Below are 22756 nucleotides of genomic sequence, written 5' to 3' on the forward strand. Positions count from 1 at the left end.
CAAAAAGATAAGAGCCCTTAGCGTGAATACATGAGGGTTCTGCACTATGAAAGGTAATTGTGGCTAAAAATAACCGCACCCGCCGTACCGTGCGTCAGTCCCGTGCTTTGGGCATCGCACTGACCCCGAAGGCAGAAAAGTACCTTGAGCGCCGTCCTTATGGCCCCGGTCAGCATGGTCGTGCCCGCAAGAAGGCTGATTCTAACTACGCTACCCAGCTGAAGGAAAAGCAGCGTCTGCGCGCTCAGTACAACATTCGTGAGGCACAGATGCGCCGCGCATACCTTGAAGCAAAGCGTGTCGAGGGTCAGACCGGTAAGAACCTGGTTGAGCACCTTGAGACCCGTCTTGACGCTCTGGTTCTGCGTTCGGGCTTTGCTCGCACCATTGCACAGGCTCGTCAGATGGTTGTACACCGTCACATTATGGTTGACGGTGTGCGCGTGGATCGTCCTTCGTTCCGCGTCAAGCCCGGTCAGCTGATTCACGTTCACCCGAAGTCTGAGAAGACCACTCCTTTCCAGGTCGCAGCTGCGGGCGAGAACCAGGCAGTTCTGCCTGAGGTTCCGGCATACCTGAACGTCGAAATCGAGAAGCTGCACGCTAAGCTCGAACGAGCCCCCAAGCGCGAAGAGATCCCTGTGGTCTGCGATGAGCAGCTGGTTGTTGAGTACTACTCACGCCTAGCATAATCTCGAATTTTCGAGAAGGTAACCCCTACCTACGGTTCGGCTGTAGGAGGGGTTATTTTTATTGCATGATGTCTTGTGAGCTATTACCGGTTTAATAGACGGTACAACATTTATTGAAGGTGTTTACTTGCTTCGGAACCCAAAATTCAGGTCGGTGGTGTATGACTAAACCTGAGGATTATTCCTTGATGTTGCATCTTATGCATGTCTTATAGAGTTTGATGAGGGTAATAAACGTGGAATCTGAACTGTAACGAGATACCGCAGTAAGTGTAAATTTTTTATAAAACCCCTGGTAGAGCTGTATATTTTGACGACAAGCGGCGTTCAAAATGGGCATGCACAAGGTTTTTCATTTATGATGGAGTAAGCCGTGGGTACGGTTTTTCTGTGTGCTCGCTTCAAAACTTGTTTCTCGCGGGCGCTCACTGTGTTTTACTGGTTGATATAGGAAAGAGGTCGTGATGAGTGGTGGAGACATTGCAGGTCTGATAGCTGCTGGTGTTTTCGCAATTCTTGTGGCGTTACTTGCTTTACCTATTATTCGCCTGACTAAAGTTTTCGATGAACTTATCGTGACCATTCGTTCGCTCAACCAGAGCACATCACCTTTGATCGACGAAGTTACTAAAACAGTCGTTACCACGAATGAGCAGCTTGAGAAGGTAGACGGTATCACCTCTAACGTATCCGATGCTTCCGCGAATGTTTCTGCCCTGTCTTCTTTGGTGACCTCAACTGTGGGGCAGCCCCTTATTAAAGTTGCTTCGTTCTCATACGGTGTCCGTCAGGCATTCCGCGGTAAGAAGCCTGGTGACGACGATCGTGCAGCTGGTACTTCACAGGGAGGTAAACAGTAATTGGGTTTATTTCGGTCAGTTCTTCTTGTGGGAGCGGGCGCGGCGGTAGGCTATTTCGCGTCAAAACGTGTCAGCGCATCGCCCGAAAAGAAAACAGGCGCTCTTGTTCAGTACCAACAGGGTACACTCGCTCTTAACCCGGAGTCACAGGTGGGAAAGTTTTTCGATTCACCCGTTGGTAAGCCTCTTCAACCCTATGCGCTTAAAGCTGTCGAATTTGCTGCGCGTGTTCGTGAAGGCATGCAGGAAAAAGAAGCTGAACTTCATGCTAAAGTTGAGCGACAGAAACAGGATATACGTCCTGGTTCTATAGATACCTGGGACCGTCAGATGAGTGAGCAAGAAATTGCTTCCACGAATCGGGCTGCTGCCGAGCGGGAACTGCTCGACGTGGAATCGCGGATTGCCGCTACAGAGGAGGAACTTCGCTCCGCCCGCATCCAACGTGACCGAGAGCTGGGTGAAGATTTCTTTAACTAGCCGGTACTGTAACGTAGCCGTAATGACGGCATGACGAACTTGATAGATTTCGTAGAATTTCACACAGAATTGTCTAAGGAAAGCGATGCTCTCACAGGAAATTTCTAAGCGTTGGATCGAATTTTTCGAGAAGCGCGGACATACCGTGGTGCCTTCTGCATCACTCATCTCAAACGAACCCGGTGCCATGTTTACCATTGCGGGTATGGTGCCATTTATCCCTTATTTTCTTGGACGAGAGACCCCTCCGTTCTCGCGTGCAACAAGCGTTCAGAAGTGTATTCGTACCCTCGACATTGAAGAAGTAGGTAAGACCGCCCGTCATGGCACCTTCTTCCAGATGGCGGGTAACTTTTCATTCGGCGATTATTTCAAAGAGCAAGCTATTCCTTTCGCCTATGAACTACTCACCGCTAGTCAGGATGAAGGCGGTTATGGGTTGGACCCGGAACGTCTGTGGGTGACCATTTACGAAGGAGACAACGAAGCCTTCGACGTATGGACTAAAACCGTAGGATTCCCCGAAGAACGTATCCAACGCATGGGTATGAAGGAAAACTACTGGTCTACAGGTCAGCCTGGTCCTGCAGGCCCCGATTCCGAAATTTTCTATGACCGCGGACCTGCATACGGCAAAGAAGGCGGTCCGGCGGTAGACGACGATCGCTATATTGAGATCTGGAACCTTGTGTTTATGCAGTATCAGCGTGGTGAAGGGATCGGTAAGGAAGATTTCGAGATTCTGGGTGAATTGCCCAAGAAGAATATTGATACCGGTTTAGGCGTTGAGCGTTTGGCGATGCTTCTGCAGGGTGTTGAAAACTTCTACGAAACCGATCAGGTGCGCCCGGTACTTGACGCCGCTTCGAAGCTCTCCGGGAAAAAATACCACGGCTCTGAATCTCCCGAAGATCCGGGGTATGAAGACGATGTGCGCATGCGTGTGGTCGCGGACCATATTCGCTCTTCTCTCATGCTGATTGCCGATGGTGTGACTCCCTCCAACGAAGGACGCGGCTATATTCTACGCCGCCTGATGCGCCGCGCTATTCGTGCGATGCGTCTGCTGGGCGTTACTGAACCGTGCCTGCCTATCCTATTCCCCGCTTCTCGCGATGCGATGGCTGGTGCTTTCCCCTACGTGGCGGATGATTTCGAGCGTATTTCCCGCATCGCTTATGCCGAGGAAAAGGCATTTTTGCATACGATTGAAACCGGCACCGAGCGTTTGGAAGAAGCCGTTGCTACGGCTAAGAAAGACGGGTCAAACTCTGTTTCTGGGGCAGAAGCATTTGCGCTGCACGATACCTACGGATTCCCAATCGACCTGACCCTTGAAATGGCTGCTGAAGCAGGCGTAAAGGTTGATGAGAAGGCGTTCCGCGAACTGATGGCTGAGCAGCGTCACCGTGCTCAGGCTGATGCTAAGGCTAAAAAAGGTTCTTTCGCAGACCTCTCTGAGCTTCGTAAGCTCGTGGATGAACGTGGTTCTATCTTTACCGGGTACACCGAACTTCGTACCGAAACTCATCTTCGTGCTTTGCTGAAGGATGGGGTTTCCGTTCCCGTAGCTAAAGCGGGCGATAAGATCGAGGTTGTTTTGGACGAAACCCCGTTCTATGCGGAGGGCGGCGGACAGGCAGCTGATACCGGCGTGATTACTGGAAACGGTTTCGTGATTGATGTTCAGGACGTGCAGCAGCCTGTCAAGGGTTTGAGCGTTCACCGCGCCGTTGTTCGTGAAGGTGAAGCACATCCGGGCGCTGAGGTTGTGGCGCAGGTTGATGTGCAGCGACGTCGAGACGGTGAAAAAGCACATTCGGGTACCCATATTGTTCATGCGGCTTTGCACCAGGTATTGGGTAATGAGGCAACTCAGCGTGGTTCCTTCAATAAGGAAGGCTACCTGCGTTTTGACTTCGCATGGGGTGAGAGCCTATCTGACTCCGCTAAGCGTGAAGTCGAGGAGGTAGCAAACCTCGCTATTCGGGATAACCACGAAGTTATTGCGCGTGAGATGCCTCTTGCCGAGGCTAAAGCCCTAGGCGCTATGAGCCTCTTCGGCGAGAAGTACGGCAACATTGTGCGTATGGTCGAAATCGGTGGAGAGTTTTCGCGTGAGCTTTGTGGCGGTACCCACGTAGGAACTTCATCTGAAATTGGTTCTCTGACTCTGCTCACCGAACAGTCTGTGGGCTCGGGTAACCGCCGCGTTGAGGCACTGGTTGGCATGAATTCTTTCGAGCATCTTGCCGCTGAGCGTACCCTAGTCAATCAGCTGACCAGCATGATGAAGGTGCAATCCTCGTCCGAGCTACCCGAGAAAATCAACCAGACGTTGGCGAAACTAAAGTCAGCTGAGAAAGAACTTGAAAAGCTGCGCCGCGAGAAGCTTCAGGCTGAGGCTGGTAAGCTTTTAGAAAACGCGCAAACCATCGGCAGCGTACGAGTTCTTACACATCATGCGGGAGAGCTGGACGCCAACGGTGTTCGTTCGCTAGCGTTAGATTTACGTTCACGCTTCGGCTCTGAAGCTGCCGTTGTGGCGGTGACTGGCGTGACCAATGGTCGCCCGGTTATTCTTGTCGCCACAAATGAAGGTGCCCGTGAAGCTGGCATTAAAGCCGGTGCCTTGGTGCGACTCGCAGCAGGTGTACTCGGCGGCGGTGGCGGCGGTAAAGACGATGTTGCACAAGGTGGCGGACAGGATGCTTCGAAGGTTTCAGAAGCACTGGATGCTATTCGCAACGCGATAGCGCAGGCATAACTTGACTGAATTTCAACGAGGAGTACGGATGGGTGTTGACGTGGGTAATGCCCGCGTTGGCACGTCATTGAGCGATCCAGACGGCATTCTGGCGACTCCGCTCAAGACACTCCGTCGTGACAGCAAGAAGAACTCGGACCGTCGAGTTCTCCGCAAACTTGTGGAGGTTAACGACGTGAAAGAGATCTTTGTGGGGCTTCCCAAAACCATGCGGGGAGGAGAGTCGGACTCCACCCGCATGGCACGGGATTACGCCCACGCTTTGCGCTCCGAATTGGATGCAGAAGGAAATACACACATCAACATTTGGCTGGTCGATGAGCGTCTCACCACGGTGAGTGCGCATCGTTCCCTCCACGAGGCTGGTGTATCCAGCCGAAATTTCAAGACTATGGTTGACCAGGTTGCTGCTGTTAACATATTGCAGTACAGTCTGGATGCTCTTAAAGCTGGGCAAGCTGTCGCTGGATATCTGGTGTATGAATCACCCCGCGAAGATTCCCATCTGCAAGAGACTATAGACGGCCCCGTCAACGAAACGGAGAACCTTCAGTGACCGAAGAACCTACAAAACAGCGGACGCGAGAGAGTAGCTTAAGCGAGCTTCTCAGTCCGACACTCGCCGAAAGCCAGGCTGGCATTCGCGGTATCACCCTTGAGGATGAGGTGGTAACCGCTAGGGAGCTACGCGCACGTAAGCGTCGCCGCCACACCATCATGGCAACAGCTTTGAGCGTCTTTGCCGTGGTACTTATTGTGCTTGGGGTGGTCTTCGTGCAGCGTTACGACATTAACCCCTTCAAAAATCGTGACTACTCGGGGTCGGGAAATGGCGAGCCGGTAAGCTTTACGATTGAGCAGGGTGAGAGTACCGCGCAGATTGCGCAGGCGCTCAAAGAAAAAGACATTATTGCCGATCCCGGCAAGTTTATTGACGTGTACCAGAAAGAGGCTAACGGTAAAACTCTTAAGGCTGGTACCTATGAGTTGCAGAAGCAAATGAGCAGCTCTTCGGTCGTGAAGAACCTGGTAGATAGCGATAATAATATTTTCTATATCGCGGTTCAGCAGGGTAAGCGTATGAACGAGACGGTCGATATTATCGCTAAAGCTACCGAAGGCAAGATAAGTCGTCGCGATATTGAAGCTGCTATGTCTCACCCCGAAGAATACGGTATCCCGAAGAACTTCCCCTCTATGGAAGGCTGGCTGCACCCGGGCGAATACCGAATTCCGAAGGAAGGGACCGACGCCAAGAAAATTATTGAGGCTATGGTTTCGCGAACAAAGGCTGATTTGCAGGAAGCAGGAGTTAGCGGAGACCAACGAACCTTTGAGGTCCTGACTAAGGCTTCTATCGTGGAGCTTGAAGCACAGCCTAAGGACTATGTGGCCGTTGCGGGCATTATCAATAACCGCCTCAATAACCCCAAGGGGGAGACTAACGGTTTGATTCAGTCCGATGCTACCGTGACCTATGGCTTGGGCGTACGTTCATATCACCTCACGGAAGAGCAAAAGGCAGATAAAAATAATAAGTACAACACCTATGCAAATACAGGGTTGCCGGCAGGCCCGATTGCATCGCCAGGGTTATCCTCAATCAAAGCGGTAGCAAATCCCGAGAACAACCCGTACTACTACTGGGTAACAGTTGACCTTGACACGGGTGAGACGAAGTACTCGCGCACCTATAAGGAACACCAGAAGTACGTTGACGAGTACAACCAGTGGTGTGAGGAACACTCGGGTCGCTGTAAGTAAGATACTGCATGGTCAGTACTGAGGCACCGTATTTGTAGGTTCTGTACGGTTCTTCGTAAGACGGAACGGATGCTCCTTCCACTAAACTGGAAGGAGCATCCGTTCCGCCTTATGTGCGTAAAGTGACGGACAACCTAAATGGCATCGTGTGGGAGGGGAATACCATGACTGAAGCAGCGGCAGCACGACGAGCCTATGTGCTGGGACATCCTATAGCGCATTCGCTCTCGCCAGTTTTACATACCGCTGCGTACCAGGTACTCAAAGAGAACATTGCGTATGCCCGTCGTGACACACTCTCCGCGGATCTTCCGGCCCTCATGGACGAGGCAGAGGCCGGAGAAGCAATCTGCGGGTTTTCGGTCACGATGCCGCTCAAGACCGATATTATTCGGTATCTGCACTCAACAACCGCTTTGGCCCAGGTGACTGGGGCGGTTAACACCGTTTTCTGGAGAAAGACAGAAGATACTGAAGTGCCGTTGCCGCGTGGTCATAATACAGATGTCGGCGGCATCGTCAATGCACTTCTACATGCTGGGTTTGAAACTCACCAAACAACGACACAACCGGCTATCCTGGGCGGCGGCGCAACCGCTATTTCTGCTCTAGCCGCCTTACACCGTTTGGGGTACACTCGTGTGACGGTGTACGCGCGCTCACTGCATAAGCTCTCTGCCATATATGACGCAGCAAAACGTCTGAGTCTTGAGGTCCAGGCAGAGCCTCTTACCCGGTTTCCGGAAGACTGCGCCGCGTATTACCCGGTGATCTCGACTCTCCCCGCTCATGCTGCAGATGATTTTACTGAAAACATACACAAGGTCTACCCGTACGCTGTTCTACTGGATGTAGCTTATGATCCGTGGCCGTCTCAGCTAGCGCAGATTTGGGAGCGGTGCGGCGGGTGCGTCGTATCAGGCCTTGAAATGCTTCTCTATCAGGCTCTCGACCAGGTGCGCGTTTTTACCGGGCATGCTATAGATCAGCGTCTCCCGCACGAGCTTGATGTGCTCAATGCGATGTGTGCCGCTGTAAATCTTGCTCCGCGTGAACAGCTTCCTGACATTGTGTGTTAAAAGAGACGTTAGAATTTATATACAGATTCAAACTTTGACGGTGCCGAAACTCTCAAGACGGCAAAACGGAGATGAGGAAATACATGGAGCTACGTTGGCTGACCGCGGGGGAGTCTCACGGTGAAGCGCTGGTCGGTATTATCGAAGGAGTCCCCGCCGGCGTGAAGCTTACCAGCGAGATGGTGCGTGATGCGCTGGCTCGCCGCCGTCTAGGGTACGGCCGCGGCGCTCGTATGAAGTTTGAAGAAGATAAAGTACGTATTCTGGGCGGGGTGCGGCACGGCCTGACGCAGGGTGGCCCCGTAGCACTTGAAATCGCGAATACTGAATGGCCTAAATGGGTTGATGTCATGAGCTCAGATCCGGTAGATCCCGCACTTATTGAAGGGCGTGCCCGCAATGCTGCCCTGACACGCCCGCGCCCCGGTCACGCGGATTTTACGGGTATGCAGAAATATAACTTTGCGGAGGCTCGTCCTGTTCTTGAACGCGCATCGGCACGCGAAACTGCGACTCGGGTAGCTCTGGGTGTGGTCGCAGCTCAGGTTTTAAAAGCACTTGGTGTTGAGCTTGTATCGCATACTGTTGCAGTGGGCGGAGTACACGCGCCCGATGGAGCGTCGGTGCCTGCTCCCCGTGATGTTGCTGCTCTTGACGCTGATCCTCTTCGGTGCTTCGATAAAGCTACTTCAGATGCTATGGTCGCCCGGGTTGATGAGGCGCACAAAGATGGAGAAACACTTGGCGGTGTCGTCGAGGTTTTGGCTTATGGTATGCCCCCAGGACTCGGGTCATATGTGCATTGGGACCGTCGTCTGGATGCCCGCCTTGCCGCGGCCCTGATGGGGATTCAAGCTATTAAGGGTGTCGAAGTTGGCGATGGCTTTGCGACTGCAGACCGTCCTGGTACCGCCGCACACGATGAGATTTCGGTTGGTGAACATGGCGTGACTCGTGATACGAATCGAGCCGGCGGCATTGAAGGTGGTATGAGTATAGGCGATCTTGTGCGTGTTCGTGCCGCTATGAAGCCCATCGCTACTGTTCCCAAGGCACTCAAAACTATTGATACTTCAACCGGGGAACCCGCGAAGGCGCATCATCAGCGATCTGATGTATGTGCTGTACCAGCCGCCGGTGTGGTGGCGGAGGCTATGGTCGCCCTTGTAGTCGCACAGGCAGCACTGGAGAAATTCGGTGGCGATTCCATCGGCGAGACACGTCGAAATATGGACTCTTATCTGGCAGAGATTCCCGAATCGTTGGCTTGGGAATCTAATGTTGCGGGATGGGATTCCTAGACTGTGGCTGCTGAGGATCCAGCGCCTTCCGGGCGCGCATCGTCGGAGACGAACCCTTTCTCTCGCATAGCGGAAGCAGCGCGCCGTGCCCGAGAGGGGAATGCCTCGCGCCCGCAGTCAAAGCTTTCGGAACCTGAGGAGAACACGGCTGAACAGCATGAGGTAGGCTCACACACTCAAGAACTTCATTCTGCTCGCAAAGCGGCTGTTCCCAGCCCACTCACAGTTTTTGGGAAATTTGGGAAAGCTGCCCCGCGTGCTGCATCGAAGGTACGGGTATATGCTTCATCTGATTCGGCCACACCGGCCCCTCTCGCTTCAAGCGTTTTTCGTGAAAAATTAGCAGGCTTTACTGTAGAACCTCATAAACCGCAGGACGAACAGGGGAGTCCTCAAGTTCCTGAAGAGTCTGAAGTATTGGAGACGAACAAGGCTGCACGCGGTCAGCAATCAGACACTATACCGACGCCCGCAATCTTCGCGCGCCCGCGCGTCGTTGCGGAACAGGCTTCACGTAAAAATGATGACTTGGAACGGGCACCTGTGTCTGAACAGCCGCATGAATCCGCAAGTTTTGCCGCGATTACAGCGCGTATGGCACGGGCTGCACACCTGAGGCACGGCGTTGCTAGTTTAGAATCAGAGCGCGAAAGCATCTCTAAGGAGAAAAGCGAGGAAAATACCCTTCGCATACATCCGCAGCAGGTACGTGAGCTTCAGGAAGAATTTGCCGAACGTGCCCGTCCGGTAGTTCTTATCGGTCCTATGGCGGCGGGAAAAACCTATATTGGCACCCATTTTGCGCGGTTTTACGGCTATGAGTTTCTTGACGCCGACCAGCTGATTGTGGAACGTTATGGTGAGGTGTCCGAGATTTTTGAAATCTTTGGTGAAGCCTATTTTCGGGAACTTGAACGCAAGACTATTGAAGATGTGCTGACCTCGCCAACCTATCGCAACACAGTTTTTTCGCTGGGCGGCGGTGCCCCTATGACTGATGCGGTTGCTGACCTTTTGCGTGACGAATGCGTGGTTTACATTCTGGTCGATGTAGATACGGTTGAGCCGCGCATTACCGGCAATAAAACCCGCCCGCTTCTAGAGCCTAACCCGGTAGAGCGCTGGTCTGAGATTTTTGAGCATAGGCAGCACCGGTACGAGGAACTTGCACAGCATACTTTGGATGCGCGTGGAGAAAAAAATATTAGCGTTATGACCGCCGAAATTCAGAACTTTGTTCTTGCCTTCCGAAAGGAACACTCTCATGATTGAACAGTCACATCACGCCGCTGAGTCCGAAACCTCTATAGCTCCAACTTTCGGAGCTTCCGGTGAGGAAGACATTACCTATATACCCGTCACAGGCAGCTCACCACGCGAGAACTACGATGTTCTGGTGGGGCATAATTTGCTTAAGAAAATCCCCGATATTCTAGGTAACACAGCGCATAAAATCTTGGTGATCCACCCGCGCGCCCTACGGGCTACCGGCGAGCTTGTTATGGAAGATCTGCGTAAAGTTGGCTACGAGTCTTTTAGCGCTGAAATTCCTGATGCTGAAGAAGCTAAGCACCATCAAGTGGCCGCATTTTGCTGGCAGGTTTTAGGTCAGAACGACTTTACACGCACGGATGCAATTATTTCAGTGGGCGGTGGAGCCATTACTGATGTTGCCGGTTTTGTGGCGGCAACCTGGCTGCGCGGGGTACGTGTGATTCACATTCCGACCACTCTTCTTGGCATGGTCGATGCCGCTGTGGGAGGAAAAACAGGTATTAACACCGCCGAGGGAAAGAATCTTGTGGGGGCATTTTGGCCACCTTCTGCAGTGCTCTGCGAGATTGGTACGCTGCGTACCTTGCCGGAGCATGAGCTTTTAACAGGTATGGCGGAGGTCGTAAAGTGTGGGTTCATTGCTGACCCACAGATTCTTGACATTATTGAGGCTAACCCAGAAAAGATTCGGGATTCTCAGTCGTCAATAGTGCGTGACCTGATTGAGCGTGCCGTTCGGGTGAAAGCGGAGGTTGTTTCTGAAGACCTGCGCGAATCCGGTCGCCGCGAAATTCTCAATTACGGGCATACCTTAGGGCACGCTATTGAACGTGCTGAGCGATACCAGTGGCGCCACGGCGCAGCCGTTGCGGTGGGGATGGTGTATGCAGCTGAGCTCGCGCTTGCCGCTGGGTATCTTAATGAAACAATTGTTGATCGCACCCGTGCCATTCTCAAATCTTTGAATCTTCCAGTGGGTTACCGGGGGGATCGCTGGAAAGAACTTCTCGAAACTATGCGCCGGGATAAAAAAGCGCGCGGCTCGCTTTTGCGTTTTATCGTTTTGGAAGGACTGGGTAAACCGCGTGTTTATGAGGTTCCCGATGACTCCATCCTGTATATGACATACCAAGAAATTGTCGAGTAGCTGTCTGCGTTTTAGGTTTTTACGGAGGGGCGCTTACCCATGTCTAGGCAGTCAAACATGCAGAACGTGATGGGAATTTTACTTAGATATGTCATAGTAGCGGTGCCATAGTGTAAACTAAAGGGCGACATTATTTGCTCATTGATAACTTAGCGCCTGCGGCAACACGCATCGTGTTGTGTGTAAGCGTCGACAATACGAAGGAGAGCCGCATGGCATCTACCACTGATATTAAAAACGGTGCAATCCTCAAGATTGATGGCGGTCTGTGGTCCGTTGTTGAGTTCCAGCATGTAAAGCCCGGTAAGGGTGGTGCGTTTGTGCGTACCAAGTTGCGTAACGTAACCTCCGGTAAGGTTGTCGACCGCACTTTCAATGCTGGCGCTAAGATTGAGACTGCTACTGTTGATCGTTCCGACTATCAGTATCTCTACCAGGACGGCGAAGACTACGTCTTCATGGACCTGAAGACCTATGATCAGATTAATGTTCCTGCAGCTGTGGTGGGCGATGCTGCTAACTACATGTTGGAGTCGCAGACCGCGACTGTAGCCCTCTATGAGGGTACTCCGCTATATGTTGAGCTTCCTGCCTCTGTTGTTCTTGAAATTACCTACACCGAGCCTGGCCTGCAGGGTGACCGTTCCACTGGTGGCAATAAGCCTGCAACTCTTGAGACCGGCTATGAAATTCAGGTTCCACTATTCCTGGAAACAGGCACCAAGGTGAAGGTTGATACCCGTACCGGCGATTACCTGGGCCGTGTTAACGACTAATGAACTCTCGTACCAAAGCCCGCTTACGTGCCGTCGAGGTACTTTTTGAAGCCGATCAGCGTCAAGAAGACATTATTGATGTGCTGAAGCGACGCCGTCTGCATACTGCCGCTCAGATATCGGCCTATGCCGAAGAGATCGTGCGCGGCGTACGTGAACATGATGACGAGATTCGAGAATACCTTGAGACCTATGCGCGTGACTGGTCGTTTGAGCGTATGCCAGCTGTCGACCGCGTAATTTTGCGGATCGGCGCGTGGGAACTTCTCTATAATGATGATGTTCCAGATGCGGTTGCTATCTCGGAGGCAACCGGTTTGGCGCGTGTGCTCTCTACAAACGATTCACCGAAATTTGTTAACGGTCTTTTGGATAAGCTGCGCCAGGTAAAACCGACTCTGCTTGCTTAAACGGCTCAGTTATAAAGCCGCCTCAAACCCCTGCTTTTTAGGGGTTTGAGGCGGCTTTTAGTATACATTCATACAGATCAAGCCGGGTTATGCATAGAACCCGAGCTGGCGTTTAGCCTCTTCAAAAAGTTCGCTGCCCTCATGGGTGTACCGAGTATTGCGATGCTGGGTAGAAGCGAGATTATTAGCAGCAAGGTTAGACCCTTCACGTACGTGCAGTAGGAACTTGAGCCAGTGTTGTGTACGCATCATATGAAGCACAACGCTCATATCACGGTCTGAGGACGGATCGGGCCAGCGATTAGAACGCATACGCATAGCGATCATGGCACAGAGGTAACGGCAGTCTTGAATGGCGGGATCGAGCTCAAATGATATGCCGGATACCGTGGTGATTTTAAGAGCGGTTTCAAACTTATTGTAGGTAAATGTATAGGCATCAATATCAGCATAGTCAAGAGTGATAACGCCCTCGCCAAGCCGGGATCTCATAAACTCGTATAGCCTGAACTCAACGTAGGATCGGCGGTAGTACCAGATGAAGATAAGAGCGCATAGAGCAACGACGCTCAGTAGGACAGTAGCGATAGTGTCAAAAGAGGAAGCTATCCAAATCCATGCCATGATGAGGGTACATAGTCCAAAGAGGACTGCACCAATAACCGAGAAGTATGAGTTGCGTTGAGTCTCTCCAAGAGTATGCCGAATCACCTGAGTGGAAGAAGCGAAGCCAAGCTCCATAAGCTGCCGGGTGCGCATTCGGTTGCGGCGCTTAAAGTAGCGGTGCGCCACGAAAACGATAGGGGCTGCAAGAATCCCAAAGATAATTCTTACCAGGCCCTCAAAGAGATCTTCCATGATGCAGTCCTCGGTGTGGTTGTACTATCGGTGATGCTTTTACTAGCATAATGGACTCTCGACGTTTTATGAGTCTTTGTTCAGGGAACATGAGCGTTTATTGCATGATATGTAGAGGATTTTGACTCCGAAAAAAATTAAAACTTCAGGAACACATACCCCTGAACTGCGTGGTACGTATGGTAGTCTTGGTAAAAGCAAGAGACCTTTAAATCCGTCCCGTGAGGCGGGGAAGGAGTCGGCTGTGTCGGGGACATCTGTACCCTATGAGCCTGGTGCGCATCCCATAGGCGCGCCAATAAAAACGCCCAATGAAGGGCACACTATCCTTAGCGACGATGAGATCCGTCGCGCTCTTACACGTATTGCTTTTGAAATTCTTGAGTCTAATAAGGGAACCGATAACCTGGTGCTTTTAGGTATTCGGTCTCGTGGATACCCGTTGGCACAGCGTCTGGCACAGCGCATCCAGACGAATGACTCAAATTTTGATATCAAAAATGGCCTGGGCGCTCTCGATATTACCTCGTATCGCGATGACCTCACCGATGAGGAATATGAAAACCGCAGCGCGGGGGAGTCCTTGATCCCGGTGGGTGGTCTCGACGGCAAAAATGTGGTTCTCGTCGATGATGTTCTGTACTCCGGCCGCACTGTTCGGGCCGCATTGGACGCCCTTAACGAATACGGACGTCCGGCTCTGGTGCGTCTTGCTGTGTTAGTTGATCGCGGGCACCGGCAACTCCCAATTCGCGCCGACCACGTGGGGAAAAACCTTCCGACCAGTGCCTTAGAGAAGGTTCGTGTGGTACTCGAAGAAACGGATAACGCCACAGACCGCGTTGATATCATTCAGCTGGAAGGACAGCTTTCATGAAACATCTGCTTGACACTCGCGATCTCACACGAACTCAGGCCATTGAAATACTCGACGTTGCTGATTATATGGCACAGGTTAAGGCAGAAAACCGGAAGCTCAATGTGCTTGCCGGCAAGACTGTAGTCAACCTTTTCTTTGAAGACTCAACGCGTACCAGACTGTCCTTCGAATCCGCAGAGAAACGTCTGGGCGCCGATATCACCAATTTTGCTGCGCGTGGTTCATCGGTTTCTAAGGGAGAATCCCTCAAAGACACTGCTCAGACTCTCAAAGCGATTAGCGCGGATGCCTTCGTGATTCGTCATTCGGCTTCGGGTGCTCCGCAGCGTCTTGCCGAGGCCGGGTGGACCGATATTCCTGTGCTAAATGCGGGGGACGGCACGCATGCGCATCCAACGCAGGCTCTTTTAGATGCGGTTTCGCTGCGCCAGTTTAAGGCTCAGCGTGATGGTCTGGAATCACCGCGAGGAACCGATTTAAACGGCATGCGTGTGCTGATCGTGGGGGATATTCTGCACTCTCGCGTGGCGCGGTCGAATCTGTGGTTGCTAAAAAATCTGGGGGCCGATGTCGCTTTTGTGGCTCCGCCTACGCTTTTGCCTGTGCATACTGAGCGTTGGAAGCAGGATTGGGGACTTGAGGTTTTCCACGATTTCGATGACGCAATCGCTACAAAACCTAACGCGGTTATGATGCTGCGCATCCAAAAAGAGCGTATGAACGCCGCTTACTTTCCCTCAGCAGAGGAATATACCGCCTTGTGGGGACTCACCAAAGAACGTTTCGAGAATCTGCTGGCGCAGCCTCAAGAAATCGCAATTCTGCATCCCGGTCCCATGAACCGAGGGCTGGAGCTGTGCGCCGAAGCCGCCGATTCTCAGAACGCCTGGGTGCTGCGCCAGGTCAGTAACGGCGTGGCGGTTCGCATGGCGGTGCTGTACCTGCTCCTGACTGACGGGTCAAGCGAGAAACTATATTCCGGCGACGAATCTTAACGCTATCCGAAAGAAGGAATACACATGAGCACGTACCTTATTAAAGGCGCCTCCCTGCTGGGTGAGCGCGTTGCCGATATCCTGATTGAGGATGGCAAAATTGCGCATATCGGTCAAGATATAGAAGCCGCAGACGCTCAGGTCGTTGATGCTTCTGGTCAGATTGCTCTTCCGGGTCTGGTCGATATTCATACTCACCTGCGCCAGCCAGGATATGAGGCTTCTGAAACCGTTGAGACCGGTACTCGCGCGGCGGCTTTAGGCGGCTACACGGCTGTTTTTGCGATGGCGAACTCACTTCCCGTTGCAGATACTGCAGCTGTAGTTGAGCAGGTTGACCGTCTGGGTAAAGAGTCCGGTTGGTGCCGTGTGCAGCCCATCGGCTCGGTGACAGTTGGGTTGAAAGGCGAATTCCTCTCGGACATTGGTTCTATGGCGACCTCTGAAGCGAAGGTTCGAGTGTTCTCGGATGACGGCATGTGCGTCTACGATCCGGCGATTATGCGCCGTGCCCTTGAATACGTAAAGACTTTTGATGGTGTGATCGCGCAGCATGCGCAGGAGCCCCGCCTCACTGAGGGCGCTCAGATGAACGAGGGCAAGGTTTCCGCCGATCTGGGGCTTACCGGCTGGCCTGCTGTGGCGGAAGAAGCTATTATCGCCCGCGATGTTCTGCTGGCTGAGCATTTGAACTCGCGTCTGCATATTTGCCACCTCTCGACTAAAGGCTCGGTAGAGGTTGTGCGCTGGGCTAAGTCTCGCGGCGTGCAGGTAACCGCCGAAGTCACCCCGCATCACCTGATTCTGACCGATGAAAAGGCGCGCACCTACGACCCGATTTTTAAGGTGAACCCGCCTTTACGCACCGAAGAGGATGTGCTTGCTCTGCGCCAAGCTGTTGCCGACGGCATTATTGATGTTATTGGTACCGACCACGCACCGCATCCGGCAGAAAGCAAAGAATGCGAGTGGGCGTGTGCTGCAAACGGCATGACCGGTCTTGAGCAGGCTCTCTCGATTATTCAGATGACCCTTGTGGAGCCAGGGCATATTACCTGGGCTGATGTCGCACGGATTATGAGCGAAACTCCGGCGAAAATTGGCAGCCTGGATGCTGAGCAGGGCCGTCCGCTTGCCGAAGGTGAACCAGCAAATATAGTGTTGGTTGATCCGAAGGCTACCCGGGTGATTAAGCCTGAGGAGCAGGCCACGAAGGGCAAGAACAACCCGTATCGCGGGATGGAGGTTCCCGGTGTTGTGCGTGCAACCTTTTACGCGGGGCATCCAACCGTTTTGAATGGCGAGCTCGCGAGCCCTCACCGGCAGGCTTGATCGTTCCTAATACAGGAGTAAAACCTCTGCAATAAACCGAGGAGAAAGAAGAACCGTGGAAAAACTAATTCCCACCCTTATCTGCGTTGCCGTGGTGGTGCTGTGTTTCTTCGGTATTTGGCACGGCTGGAAATCCCGGCTCAAGAGGCAGTCCACGATGTTCGGTTCGCTCAAAGACGTTCCTGAACGCTACGACGGGCTTGAAGCCGAAGCGGCGTTTGAAGGGGAGTATGTGAGCACTACGATGTTCGGTGATGAACTGAACCGTGTGGGGTTCGACCAGCTGGGGTTCAAAACAAAATCCACGCTCCTGATCTACTCGGACGGCATTATCTTCACCCGCAACGGGGCTAAAGACCTGTGGATTCCCGCGAAGAAACTTGCGGTCATTACCACCGGGCGGGGAATGATCGGCAAGGTTGTAGAACGTGACGGACTTATCGTGATCGGTTGGACTCTTGACGGCCACCGCGTGCAGACCGGATTTCGCACTCGCTATGCCGATCAGAAAAAAATCGCACTTGAGAAGCTTCGCGAGATCTCGCCGGATGCGGTCGATAGCCCCGAAAAATGGGTGCGGGAAGAGACGGCACATCACTAATACACATACAACTCACCCACAAAATGCCCGCTAATTGCGAACGGCATACCAAGAATTTCCTGCACACAGTGTTCCACTTATAACGGGCACAAGCAGGGGAACAGACCACCGAGAAAAGGAAAGTAAGAGCATGACTGAGATGACACGTTCCGGTGCTTTGGGCACGGACCGCGCGTTACTTGTTCTTGAGGACGGCACCATCTACCGAGGCTACGGGTATGGAGCAATTGGCGCATCCTTAGGCGAAGCAGTATTTTCCACCGGCATGACCGGCTACCAAGAAACGCTGACTGACCCATCCTACGCTGGGCAAATCGTGGTGCAGACCGCGCCTCATATCGGTAACACCGGTGTGAACAAGGTAGATGCAGAATCCCGCAAAATTTGGGTTGCCGGGTACGTGGTACGAGATGCCGCACGTGTTGCCTCCAACTGGCGTGCAGAACGTACCCTGGATGACGAACTCAGGACCCAAAGTATCGTGGGTATTCAGGGCATTGATACTCGTGCGCTGACTCGCCGCCTACGCTCTAGCGGTTCAATGCGTGCAGGCATTTTTTCGGGACGTCACGCCAATCGCCCCGAAGCCGAACTTTTGGAAGCGGTGCGCGCTTCCGAGCCGATGGCGGGCCGTAAACTTGCCGATACCGTTTCCGTGACGGAAGCCTACACAGTTGAACCTCACCAATACGGCTGGTTCGCTCCGCCGGTTGCCACCATTGCCGCGCTCGACCTTGGCATCAAATCTATGACCCCGCAGCGTTTTGCGGAACGCGGCGTGCGCGTACATGTACTGCCCGCAAACACAACCCTTGAGACCGTAAATGCGCTTCGCCCAGACGGCGTATTTTTCTCCAATGGTCCCGGCGACCCGGCGACTGCTGACGAACAGGTCGAACTCCTGCAGGGTGTACTGCGCCAGGGCACCCCGTTCTTCGGTATCTGCTTTGGCAATCAGCTTCTCGGGCGTGCGCTCGGGTTCGGTACCTACAAGCTGCCCTTTGGACACCGCGGTATCAACCAGCCCGTCATGGATAAAACCACCGGCAAAGTCGAAATAACCGCCCAAAATCACGGGTTTGCCGTCGATGCGCCTATCGGTGAATACGTAACCGCCCCCAACTCCGAATTCGGCGAGGTCATGGTTTCCCATGTGGGACTGAATGATAACGTGGTCGAGGGGCTAACCTGCAAAGATATTCCCGCGTTCTCGGTTCAATACCACCCGGAGGCAGCCGCAGGTCCGCACGACTCCGCATACCTTTTCGACCGTTTTATTGACCTCATGACCTCCACCAAGAAGACTGCAAAGGAAGCCTAAATGCCACGTCGTACCGACCTTAACAGCGTCCTTGTCATCGGCTCAGGTCCGATCGTCATCGGTCAGGCAGCCGAATTCGATTACTCCGGCACTCAGGCTCTACGCGTGCTCAAAGAAGAAGGTGTGCGTGTTGTCCTCGTAAACTCCAATCCGGCGACCATTATGACCGACCCTGAGTTTGCAGATGCCACCTATATTGAGCCGATTACCCCCGAAGTCATCGCTAAGATTATCGAAAAAGAACGCCCAGATGCCATTCTTCCTACCTTAGGCGGGCAGACTGCGCTCAACGCCGCTATCGCTCTCGATAAGCAGGGCACTCTGCGCGAATACGATGTTGAACTCATCGGCGCAAATATCGAAGCCATAAACCTGGGCGAAGATCGTGAAGCGTTCAAAGGCGTGGTAGAGCGCGCGGGCGGCGAATCGGCACGTTCGATCATTGTGCACTCCATGCCGGAAGCTCTTGAAGCGGCCAAAGAGCTCGGTTACCCCATGGTCGTGCGTCCTTCCTTCACCATGGGCGGACTTGGCTCCGGCATGGCCTACAACGAAGAAGATCTTTACCGCATTGCCGGCGCAGGTATCCAGTATTCGCCTACCTCCGAGGTTCTGCTCGAAGAATCTATTCTTGGTTGGAAAGAATACGAACTCGAAATGATGCGCGACAAAAATGACAACGTCGTAGTCGTCTGCTCGATTGAAAACTTCGACCCGGTCGGCGTGCACACCGGCGACTCCATCACGGTAGCGCCTGCCCTCACCCTCACCGACCGTGAGTACCAAAAACTTCGCGATATCGCTATCAACGTGATCCGCGAAGTTGGGGTTGATACCGGCGGATGCAATATTCAGTTTGCCGTAGACCCCAAGACCGGGCGCATCATCGTTATCGAAATGAACCCACGCGTTTCACGCTCTTCAGCGCTTGCGTCTAAAGCAACCGGGTTCCCGATCGCTAAAATTGCGACCAAACTTTCGCTGGGGTACACCCTGGATGAGATTCCGAACGACATTACTCAGAAGACGCCCGCATCCTTTGAACCGACCCTCGACTATGTGGTCGTCAAGGTACCACGTTTTGCATTTGAGAAGTTCCCGGCCGCTGATCCGACTCTCACAACCACCATGAAATCGGTGGGTGAAGCAATGGCGCTGGGCCGTAACTTCACCGAAGCACTCCAGAAGGCTATGCGCTCTCTAGAGCAGAAAGGTGCTTCTTTCTCGTTCACGAAGCAGCAACTGAATGCCGAAGAACTTGACGCGCTTATCGAGAAGACCAAGATACCCACCACGCAGCGTATCTATCAGGTGCAGCAGGCACTTTTGGCGGGCGCATCTATTGCGCAGGTTTTTGAAGCCACCAAGATTGATCCATGGTTCTTAGATCAGCTGGTGCTGCTGAATGAAGTCGCCGGGATTGTGCGGGAAAATCGCGATAACTTGACCCCTGAAATCCTGCAGCTGGCAAAACGCCACGGCTTTTCTGACCCGCAAATCGCAGAGATTATCGGATCTTCTGAGGACGTTGTGCGCGGTGTGCGCCATGCCCTAGGTATTCGCCCCGTATTCAAGACTGTTGATACTTGTGCCGCTGAGTTCGAGGCGTTTACCCCCTATCACTACTCTAGTTATGATTCTGAGGATGAGGTCGCTCACCATGAGACTCCCTCCATCATGATTTTGGGGTCGGGGCCGAACCGCATTGGCCAGGGTATCGAGTTTGATTATTCTTGCGTGCACGCTTCTCTGGTGCTGCGTTCTCTGGGGTACGAGACGGTTATGGTGAACTGTAACCCGGAGACTGTTTCAACCGATTACGATATTTCGACTCGTCTGTATTTTGAGCCGCTGACGTTGGAAGACGTGCTCGAAATTGTTGAATCAGAGCGCCGCACGGGCGGCTTGTTGGGCGTTTTCGTGCAGTTGGGCGGACAGACTCCGCTAAAGCTCGCGAAAGCCCTCAAAGATGCTGGGGTCCCGATTTTGGGCACTACTCCCGAAGCTATTGACCTTGCTGAGGATCGCGGCGAGTTTGCGCGCGTGCTGGAGGAAGGTGGCCTGATCTCGCCGAAGAATGGTACCGCATATACCTTCGAGGGCGCCAAACGCGTTGCCGATGAGATTGGGTACCCGGTGTTGGTTCGTCCCTCCTATGTGCTGGGCGGGCGCGGTATGGAGATCGTCTATGACGAAGCAAATCTTGCACGCTACCTTGAAAATGCGACCGAGGTTTCTCCCTCTCAGCCAGCGCTCATCGATAAGTTCCTGGAAGATGCTATTGAGATTGATGTGGATGCGCTCTTTGACGGCACCGAGCTCTACCTGGGCGGTGTCATGGAACATATTGAGGAAGCCGGCATTCACTCAGGTGATTCCTCCTGCACCTTGCCGCCAATTACCTTGGGCCCCGATGTGATCGCCAAGGTTAAAGAAGCAACCGAGGCTATTGCGCGTGGTACCGGAGTGCGGGGCCTGATTAATATTCAATTTGCTTACGTCTCCGAGAATCTGTTCGTGATTGAGGCAAACCCACGTGCGTCTCGCACCGTACCGTTTGTCTCAAAGGCAACCGGCGTGCAGCTGGCAAAGGCTGCCGTGATGATTGGTTTAGGGAAAACCATTGCTGAATTGAAGGCAGAGGGATACTTGCCTAAGAACATGGATGGTGCATCCCTGCCGCAGAATACTGCAATTGCAGTTAAAGCAGCGGTTCTCCCGTTTAGCCGCTTCCGCACTCCTGAGGGTGTAGTGGTTGATTCCCTACTTAGCCCCGAAATGCGCTCGACCGGCGAAGTCATGGGTCTTGATACCCTCTACGACACTGCCTTTGCTAAAGCCCAGGCGGGCGCGGGATCACCGCTGCCAACCGAGGGTAAGGTTTTCGTTTCGGTGGCTAACCATGATAAGCGCAATGTGATTATCTATGCCAAGATGCTTGAACAGCTGGGCTTCGAGATTGTCTCCACCGGCGGCACTGCAGATGTGCTTCGTCGCAATGGTGTGAATTCCACGGTTGCATCCAAGTTTGCGGAAGCAAACGGTCAGCATTCGATCGTTGATATGGTGCGCAATGGCGAAATTGATCTGATTTTGAATACGCCTGCCGGTGGTGCTGCTCGTAGCGATGGTTACGAGATCCGTGCGGCGGCGGTCAGTGTCGGGTGCCCTGTGATGACCACGATTTCGGAGTTCGCGGCTGCTGTTCAGGCTATCACTGCGCTGCGCGAGCGTAGCTGGGAGATTATAAATCTGCAAGAGCATGGTGAGTTCTTGCGGACCGCCAGTACCGGAGAGCAGGGGCAGGACAAGGGCGAACAGGTGCGTGAGGGGGAACTTTCGTGATCCCCTTCGGTGATCGTCTTGCGGCTGCGATGGACGAATACGGTCCGTTGTGTGTGGGTATTGACCCGCATCCGAACCTGCTGCAGGCCTGGAGTTTGGAAGATTCTGCCGAATCTCTGCGTACTTTCGCTATGAATGTCTACGAAGGATGCGCCCCCTACGCCGCAGCGCTCAAACCCCAGGTTGCCCTGTTTGAGCGCAACGGTTCCGCAGGTCTTGCCGTGTTGGAAGAGCTCTTTGCTCGCGCCGCCGAAGACCGGGTTCTGATCGTGGCGGATGCAAAACGTGGTGATATTGGCTCGACTATGAAAGCCTATGCGGATGCCTGGCTCAGTACCTCTTCACCACTCGGTACAGATTCGGTCACGTTAAGCCCGTACTTGGGGTTCGAATCGCTTCGCCCAGCGCTGGATGCGGCAACTGCGAACCAGCGTGGAACTTTCGTGCTGGCGCTGACCTCAAACCCTGAGGGTAAGAGTGTGCAACATGTGGGCAAAGCAGAAGATACCGGCGCGGTAGCGAAGCAGGTTATTGCCGCAGCTGCCGCAGAGAACACTGCGCAAACTTGGGAACGCATGGGTTCATGCGGTCTAGTTGTGGGTGCCACTGTAGGGGAGGCCCTCAAGGAATTGGCGATAGACCTGAGCACTTTCAACGGTCCCATTCTTTCACCGGGATATGGTGCCCAGGGGGCTAGTGCTGAGGACCTATACCGGATTTTTGCAGGTGTTGAATCTCAGGTTTTGGTGAATTCCAGCCGTAGCGTGCTCTCTGCAGGTCCGCAGCCGACTGACCTGGCGCGGGCGGCGCAGAGTGCACGTGACGATTTAGTGCGTGCGCGTGGTACATCGTAATTCGTTGTGATCGCGTGGT

The 22756-nt window shown here is 53.2% G+C and carries 20 protein-coding genes; 19 read left to right on the forward strand and 1 reads right to left on the reverse strand.

Going from position 1 to position 22756, the window contains the following annotated elements:
* Nucleotides 1–59: 59 nt before the first annotated feature.
* From rpsD to nusB, 12 genes are all read left to right on the forward strand, one after another.
* Entirely contained in the window at nucleotides 60–692 is a 633-nt protein-coding gene (gene rpsD, locus HMPREF3016_RS09395) for a 30S ribosomal protein S4 (RefSeq protein ID WP_004004741.1), read from the forward strand.
* 464 nt (nucleotides 693–1156) lie between these two features.
* Nucleotides 1157–1552 (forward strand): DUF948 domain-containing protein, encoded by a 396-nt coding sequence (locus HMPREF3016_RS09400; RefSeq protein ID WP_048754018.1) that lies wholly within the window; start codon nucleotides 1157–1159, stop codon nucleotides 1550–1552.
* Entirely contained in the window at nucleotides 1553–2032 is a 480-nt protein-coding gene (locus HMPREF3016_RS09405) for a hypothetical protein (RefSeq protein WP_048752096.1), read from the forward strand. It abuts the gene before it with no gap.
* Nucleotides 2033–2117: 85 nt separating this feature from the next.
* Nucleotides 2118–4799, forward strand: coding sequence for an alanine--tRNA ligase (gene alaS / locus HMPREF3016_RS09410; protein ID WP_070741835.1), 2682 nt, complete (start codon nucleotides 2118–2120; stop codon nucleotides 4797–4799).
* A 28-nt stretch (nucleotides 4800–4827) separates the two neighbouring features.
* Complete coding sequence (ruvX, locus tag HMPREF3016_RS09415; RefSeq protein WP_219619744.1) at nucleotides 4828–5355, forward strand: Holliday junction resolvase RuvX; 528 nt, start codon at nucleotides 4828–4830, stop codon at nucleotides 5353–5355.
* Nucleotides 5352–6563 carry an endolytic transglycosylase MltG gene (gene mltG, locus HMPREF3016_RS09420; RefSeq protein WP_004004734.1) on the forward strand — a complete coding sequence of 404 codons (1212 nt, stop codon included), beginning with the start codon at nucleotides 5352–5354 and terminating at the stop codon, nucleotides 6561–6563. Before ruvX ends, mltG begins: the two co-directional genes overlap by 4 nt.
* Before the next feature lie 164 nt (nucleotides 6564–6727).
* Nucleotides 6728–7642 carry a shikimate dehydrogenase family protein gene (locus HMPREF3016_RS09425; RefSeq protein WP_070742063.1) on the forward strand — a complete coding sequence of 305 codons (915 nt, stop codon included), beginning with the start codon at nucleotides 6728–6730 and terminating at the stop codon, nucleotides 7640–7642.
* An 83-nt stretch (nucleotides 7643–7725) separates the two neighbouring features.
* The gene (aroC, locus tag HMPREF3016_RS09430; protein WP_070450359.1) at nucleotides 7726–8943 is read left to right on the forward strand and encodes a chorismate synthase; all 1218 of its coding nucleotides are present in this window, start codon (nucleotides 7726–7728) and stop codon (nucleotides 8941–8943) included.
* Nucleotides 8944–8946: 3 nt separating this feature from the next.
* The gene (locus tag HMPREF3016_RS10850; protein WP_246822651.1) at nucleotides 8947–10215 is read left to right on the forward strand and encodes a shikimate kinase; all 1269 of its coding nucleotides are present in this window, start codon (nucleotides 8947–8949) and stop codon (nucleotides 10213–10215) included.
* The gene (gene aroB, locus HMPREF3016_RS09440; RefSeq protein ID WP_070741837.1) at nucleotides 10208–11365 is read left to right on the forward strand and encodes a 3-dehydroquinate synthase; all 1158 of its coding nucleotides are present in this window, start codon (nucleotides 10208–10210) and stop codon (nucleotides 11363–11365) included. The genes HMPREF3016_RS10850 and aroB overlap by 8 nt, the downstream gene beginning before the upstream one ends.
* 212 nt (nucleotides 11366–11577) lie before the next feature.
* The gene (efp, locus tag HMPREF3016_RS09445) at nucleotides 11578–12141 is read left to right on the forward strand and encodes an elongation factor P (RefSeq protein WP_004004729.1); all 564 of its coding nucleotides are present in this window, start codon (nucleotides 11578–11580) and stop codon (nucleotides 12139–12141) included.
* Nucleotides 12141–12551: a transcription antitermination factor NusB gene (gene nusB, locus HMPREF3016_RS09450; RefSeq protein WP_004004728.1), complete on the forward strand. Its 411-nt coding sequence runs from the start codon at nucleotides 12141–12143 to the stop codon at nucleotides 12549–12551. Before efp ends, nusB begins: the two co-directional genes overlap by 1 nt.
* Before the next feature lie 87 nt (nucleotides 12552–12638).
* Here the strand turns inward: nusB and HMPREF3016_RS09455 are convergent, their stop codons facing one another.
* On the reverse strand, nucleotides 12639–13409 hold the full coding sequence (locus HMPREF3016_RS09455) for a hypothetical protein (protein WP_048752107.1): 771 nt from the start codon (nucleotides 13407–13409) through the stop codon (nucleotides 12639–12641).
* A gap of 244 nt (nucleotides 13410–13653) precedes the next feature.
* On the opposite strand from HMPREF3016_RS09455, the gene pyrR reads away from it, so the two are divergent.
* The 7 genes from pyrR to pyrF all read left to right on the forward strand — a co-directional run bounded on the left by pyrR (nucleotide 13654) and on the right by pyrF (nucleotide 22737).
* The gene (gene pyrR / locus HMPREF3016_RS09460) at nucleotides 13654–14286 is read left to right on the forward strand and encodes a bifunctional pyr operon transcriptional regulator/uracil phosphoribosyltransferase PyrR (RefSeq protein WP_070741840.1); all 633 of its coding nucleotides are present in this window, start codon (nucleotides 13654–13656) and stop codon (nucleotides 14284–14286) included.
* Entirely contained in the window at nucleotides 14283–15284 is a 1002-nt protein-coding gene (locus HMPREF3016_RS09465; RefSeq protein WP_070741843.1) for an aspartate carbamoyltransferase catalytic subunit, read from the forward strand. Before pyrR ends, HMPREF3016_RS09465 begins: the two co-directional genes overlap by 4 nt.
* Before the next feature lie 24 nt (nucleotides 15285–15308).
* Nucleotides 15309–16616, forward strand: coding sequence for a dihydroorotase (locus tag HMPREF3016_RS09470; protein WP_070741846.1), 1308 nt, complete (start codon nucleotides 15309–15311; stop codon nucleotides 16614–16616).
* 55 nt (nucleotides 16617–16671) lie between these two features.
* The gene (locus HMPREF3016_RS09475; protein WP_070741849.1) at nucleotides 16672–17217 is read left to right on the forward strand and encodes a PH-like domain-containing protein; all 546 of its coding nucleotides are present in this window, start codon (nucleotides 16672–16674) and stop codon (nucleotides 17215–17217) included.
* Nucleotides 17218–17347: 130 nt separating this feature from the next.
* Nucleotides 17348–18538: a glutamine-hydrolyzing carbamoyl-phosphate synthase small subunit gene (gene carA, locus HMPREF3016_RS09480; RefSeq protein WP_070523968.1), complete on the forward strand. Its 1191-nt coding sequence runs from the start codon at nucleotides 17348–17350 to the stop codon at nucleotides 18536–18538.
* Nucleotides 18539–21883 carry a carbamoyl-phosphate synthase large subunit gene (gene carB, locus HMPREF3016_RS09485; protein WP_070741852.1) on the forward strand — a complete coding sequence of 1115 codons (3345 nt, stop codon included), beginning with the start codon at nucleotides 18539–18541 and terminating at the stop codon, nucleotides 21881–21883.
* Nucleotides 21880–22737, forward strand: a complete 858-nt coding sequence (gene pyrF, locus HMPREF3016_RS09490; protein ID WP_070741855.1) for an orotidine-5'-phosphate decarboxylase — start codon at nucleotides 21880–21882, stop codon at nucleotides 22735–22737. The genes carB and pyrF overlap by 4 nt, the downstream gene beginning before the upstream one ends.
* Nucleotides 22738–22756 lie beyond the last annotated feature (19 nt).

It is taken from the genome of Rothia sp. HMSC065D02 (genome assembly GCF_001815285.1).
Classification (GTDB): Bacteria; Actinomycetota; Actinomycetes; order Actinomycetales; family Micrococcaceae; genus Rothia; species Rothia dentocariosa.

Coding starts and splice junctions, on each gene's coding strand:
- aroC (WP_070450359.1), top strand. CDS start 7,726: ATGGAGCTACGTTGGCTGACCGCGGGGGAGTCTCACGGTGAAGCGCTG.
- carA (WP_070523968.1), top strand. CDS start 17,348: ATGACTGAGATGACACGTTCCGGTGCTTTGGGCACGGACCGCGCGTTA.
- carB (WP_070741852.1), top strand. CDS start 18,539: ATGCCACGTCGTACCGACCTTAACAGCGTCCTTGTCATCGGCTCAGGT.
- aroB (WP_070741837.1), top strand. CDS start 10,208: ATGATTGAACAGTCACATCACGCCGCTGAGTCCGAAACCTCTATAGCT.
- HMPREF3016_RS09455 (WP_048752107.1), bottom strand. CDS start 13,409: ATGGAAGATCTCTTTGAGGGCCTGGTAAGAATTATCTTTGGGATTCTT.
- HMPREF3016_RS09465 (WP_070741843.1), top strand. CDS start 14,283: ATGAAACATCTGCTTGACACTCGCGATCTCACACGAACTCAGGCCATT.
- ruvX (WP_219619744.1), top strand. CDS start 4,828: ATGGGTGTTGACGTGGGTAATGCCCGCGTTGGCACGTCATTGAGCGAT.
- alaS (WP_070741835.1), top strand. CDS start 2,118: ATGCTCTCACAGGAAATTTCTAAGCGTTGGATCGAATTTTTCGAGAAG.
- HMPREF3016_RS09425 (WP_070742063.1), top strand. CDS start 6,728: ATGACTGAAGCAGCGGCAGCACGACGAGCCTATGTGCTGGGACATCCT.
- efp (WP_004004729.1), top strand. CDS start 11,578: ATGGCATCTACCACTGATATTAAAAACGGTGCAATCCTCAAGATTGAT.
- HMPREF3016_RS09400 (WP_048754018.1), top strand. CDS start 1,157: ATGAGTGGTGGAGACATTGCAGGTCTGATAGCTGCTGGTGTTTTCGCA.
- HMPREF3016_RS09470 (WP_070741846.1), top strand. CDS start 15,309: ATGAGCACGTACCTTATTAAAGGCGCCTCCCTGCTGGGTGAGCGCGTT.
- nusB (WP_004004728.1), top strand. CDS start 12,141: ATGAACTCTCGTACCAAAGCCCGCTTACGTGCCGTCGAGGTACTTTTT.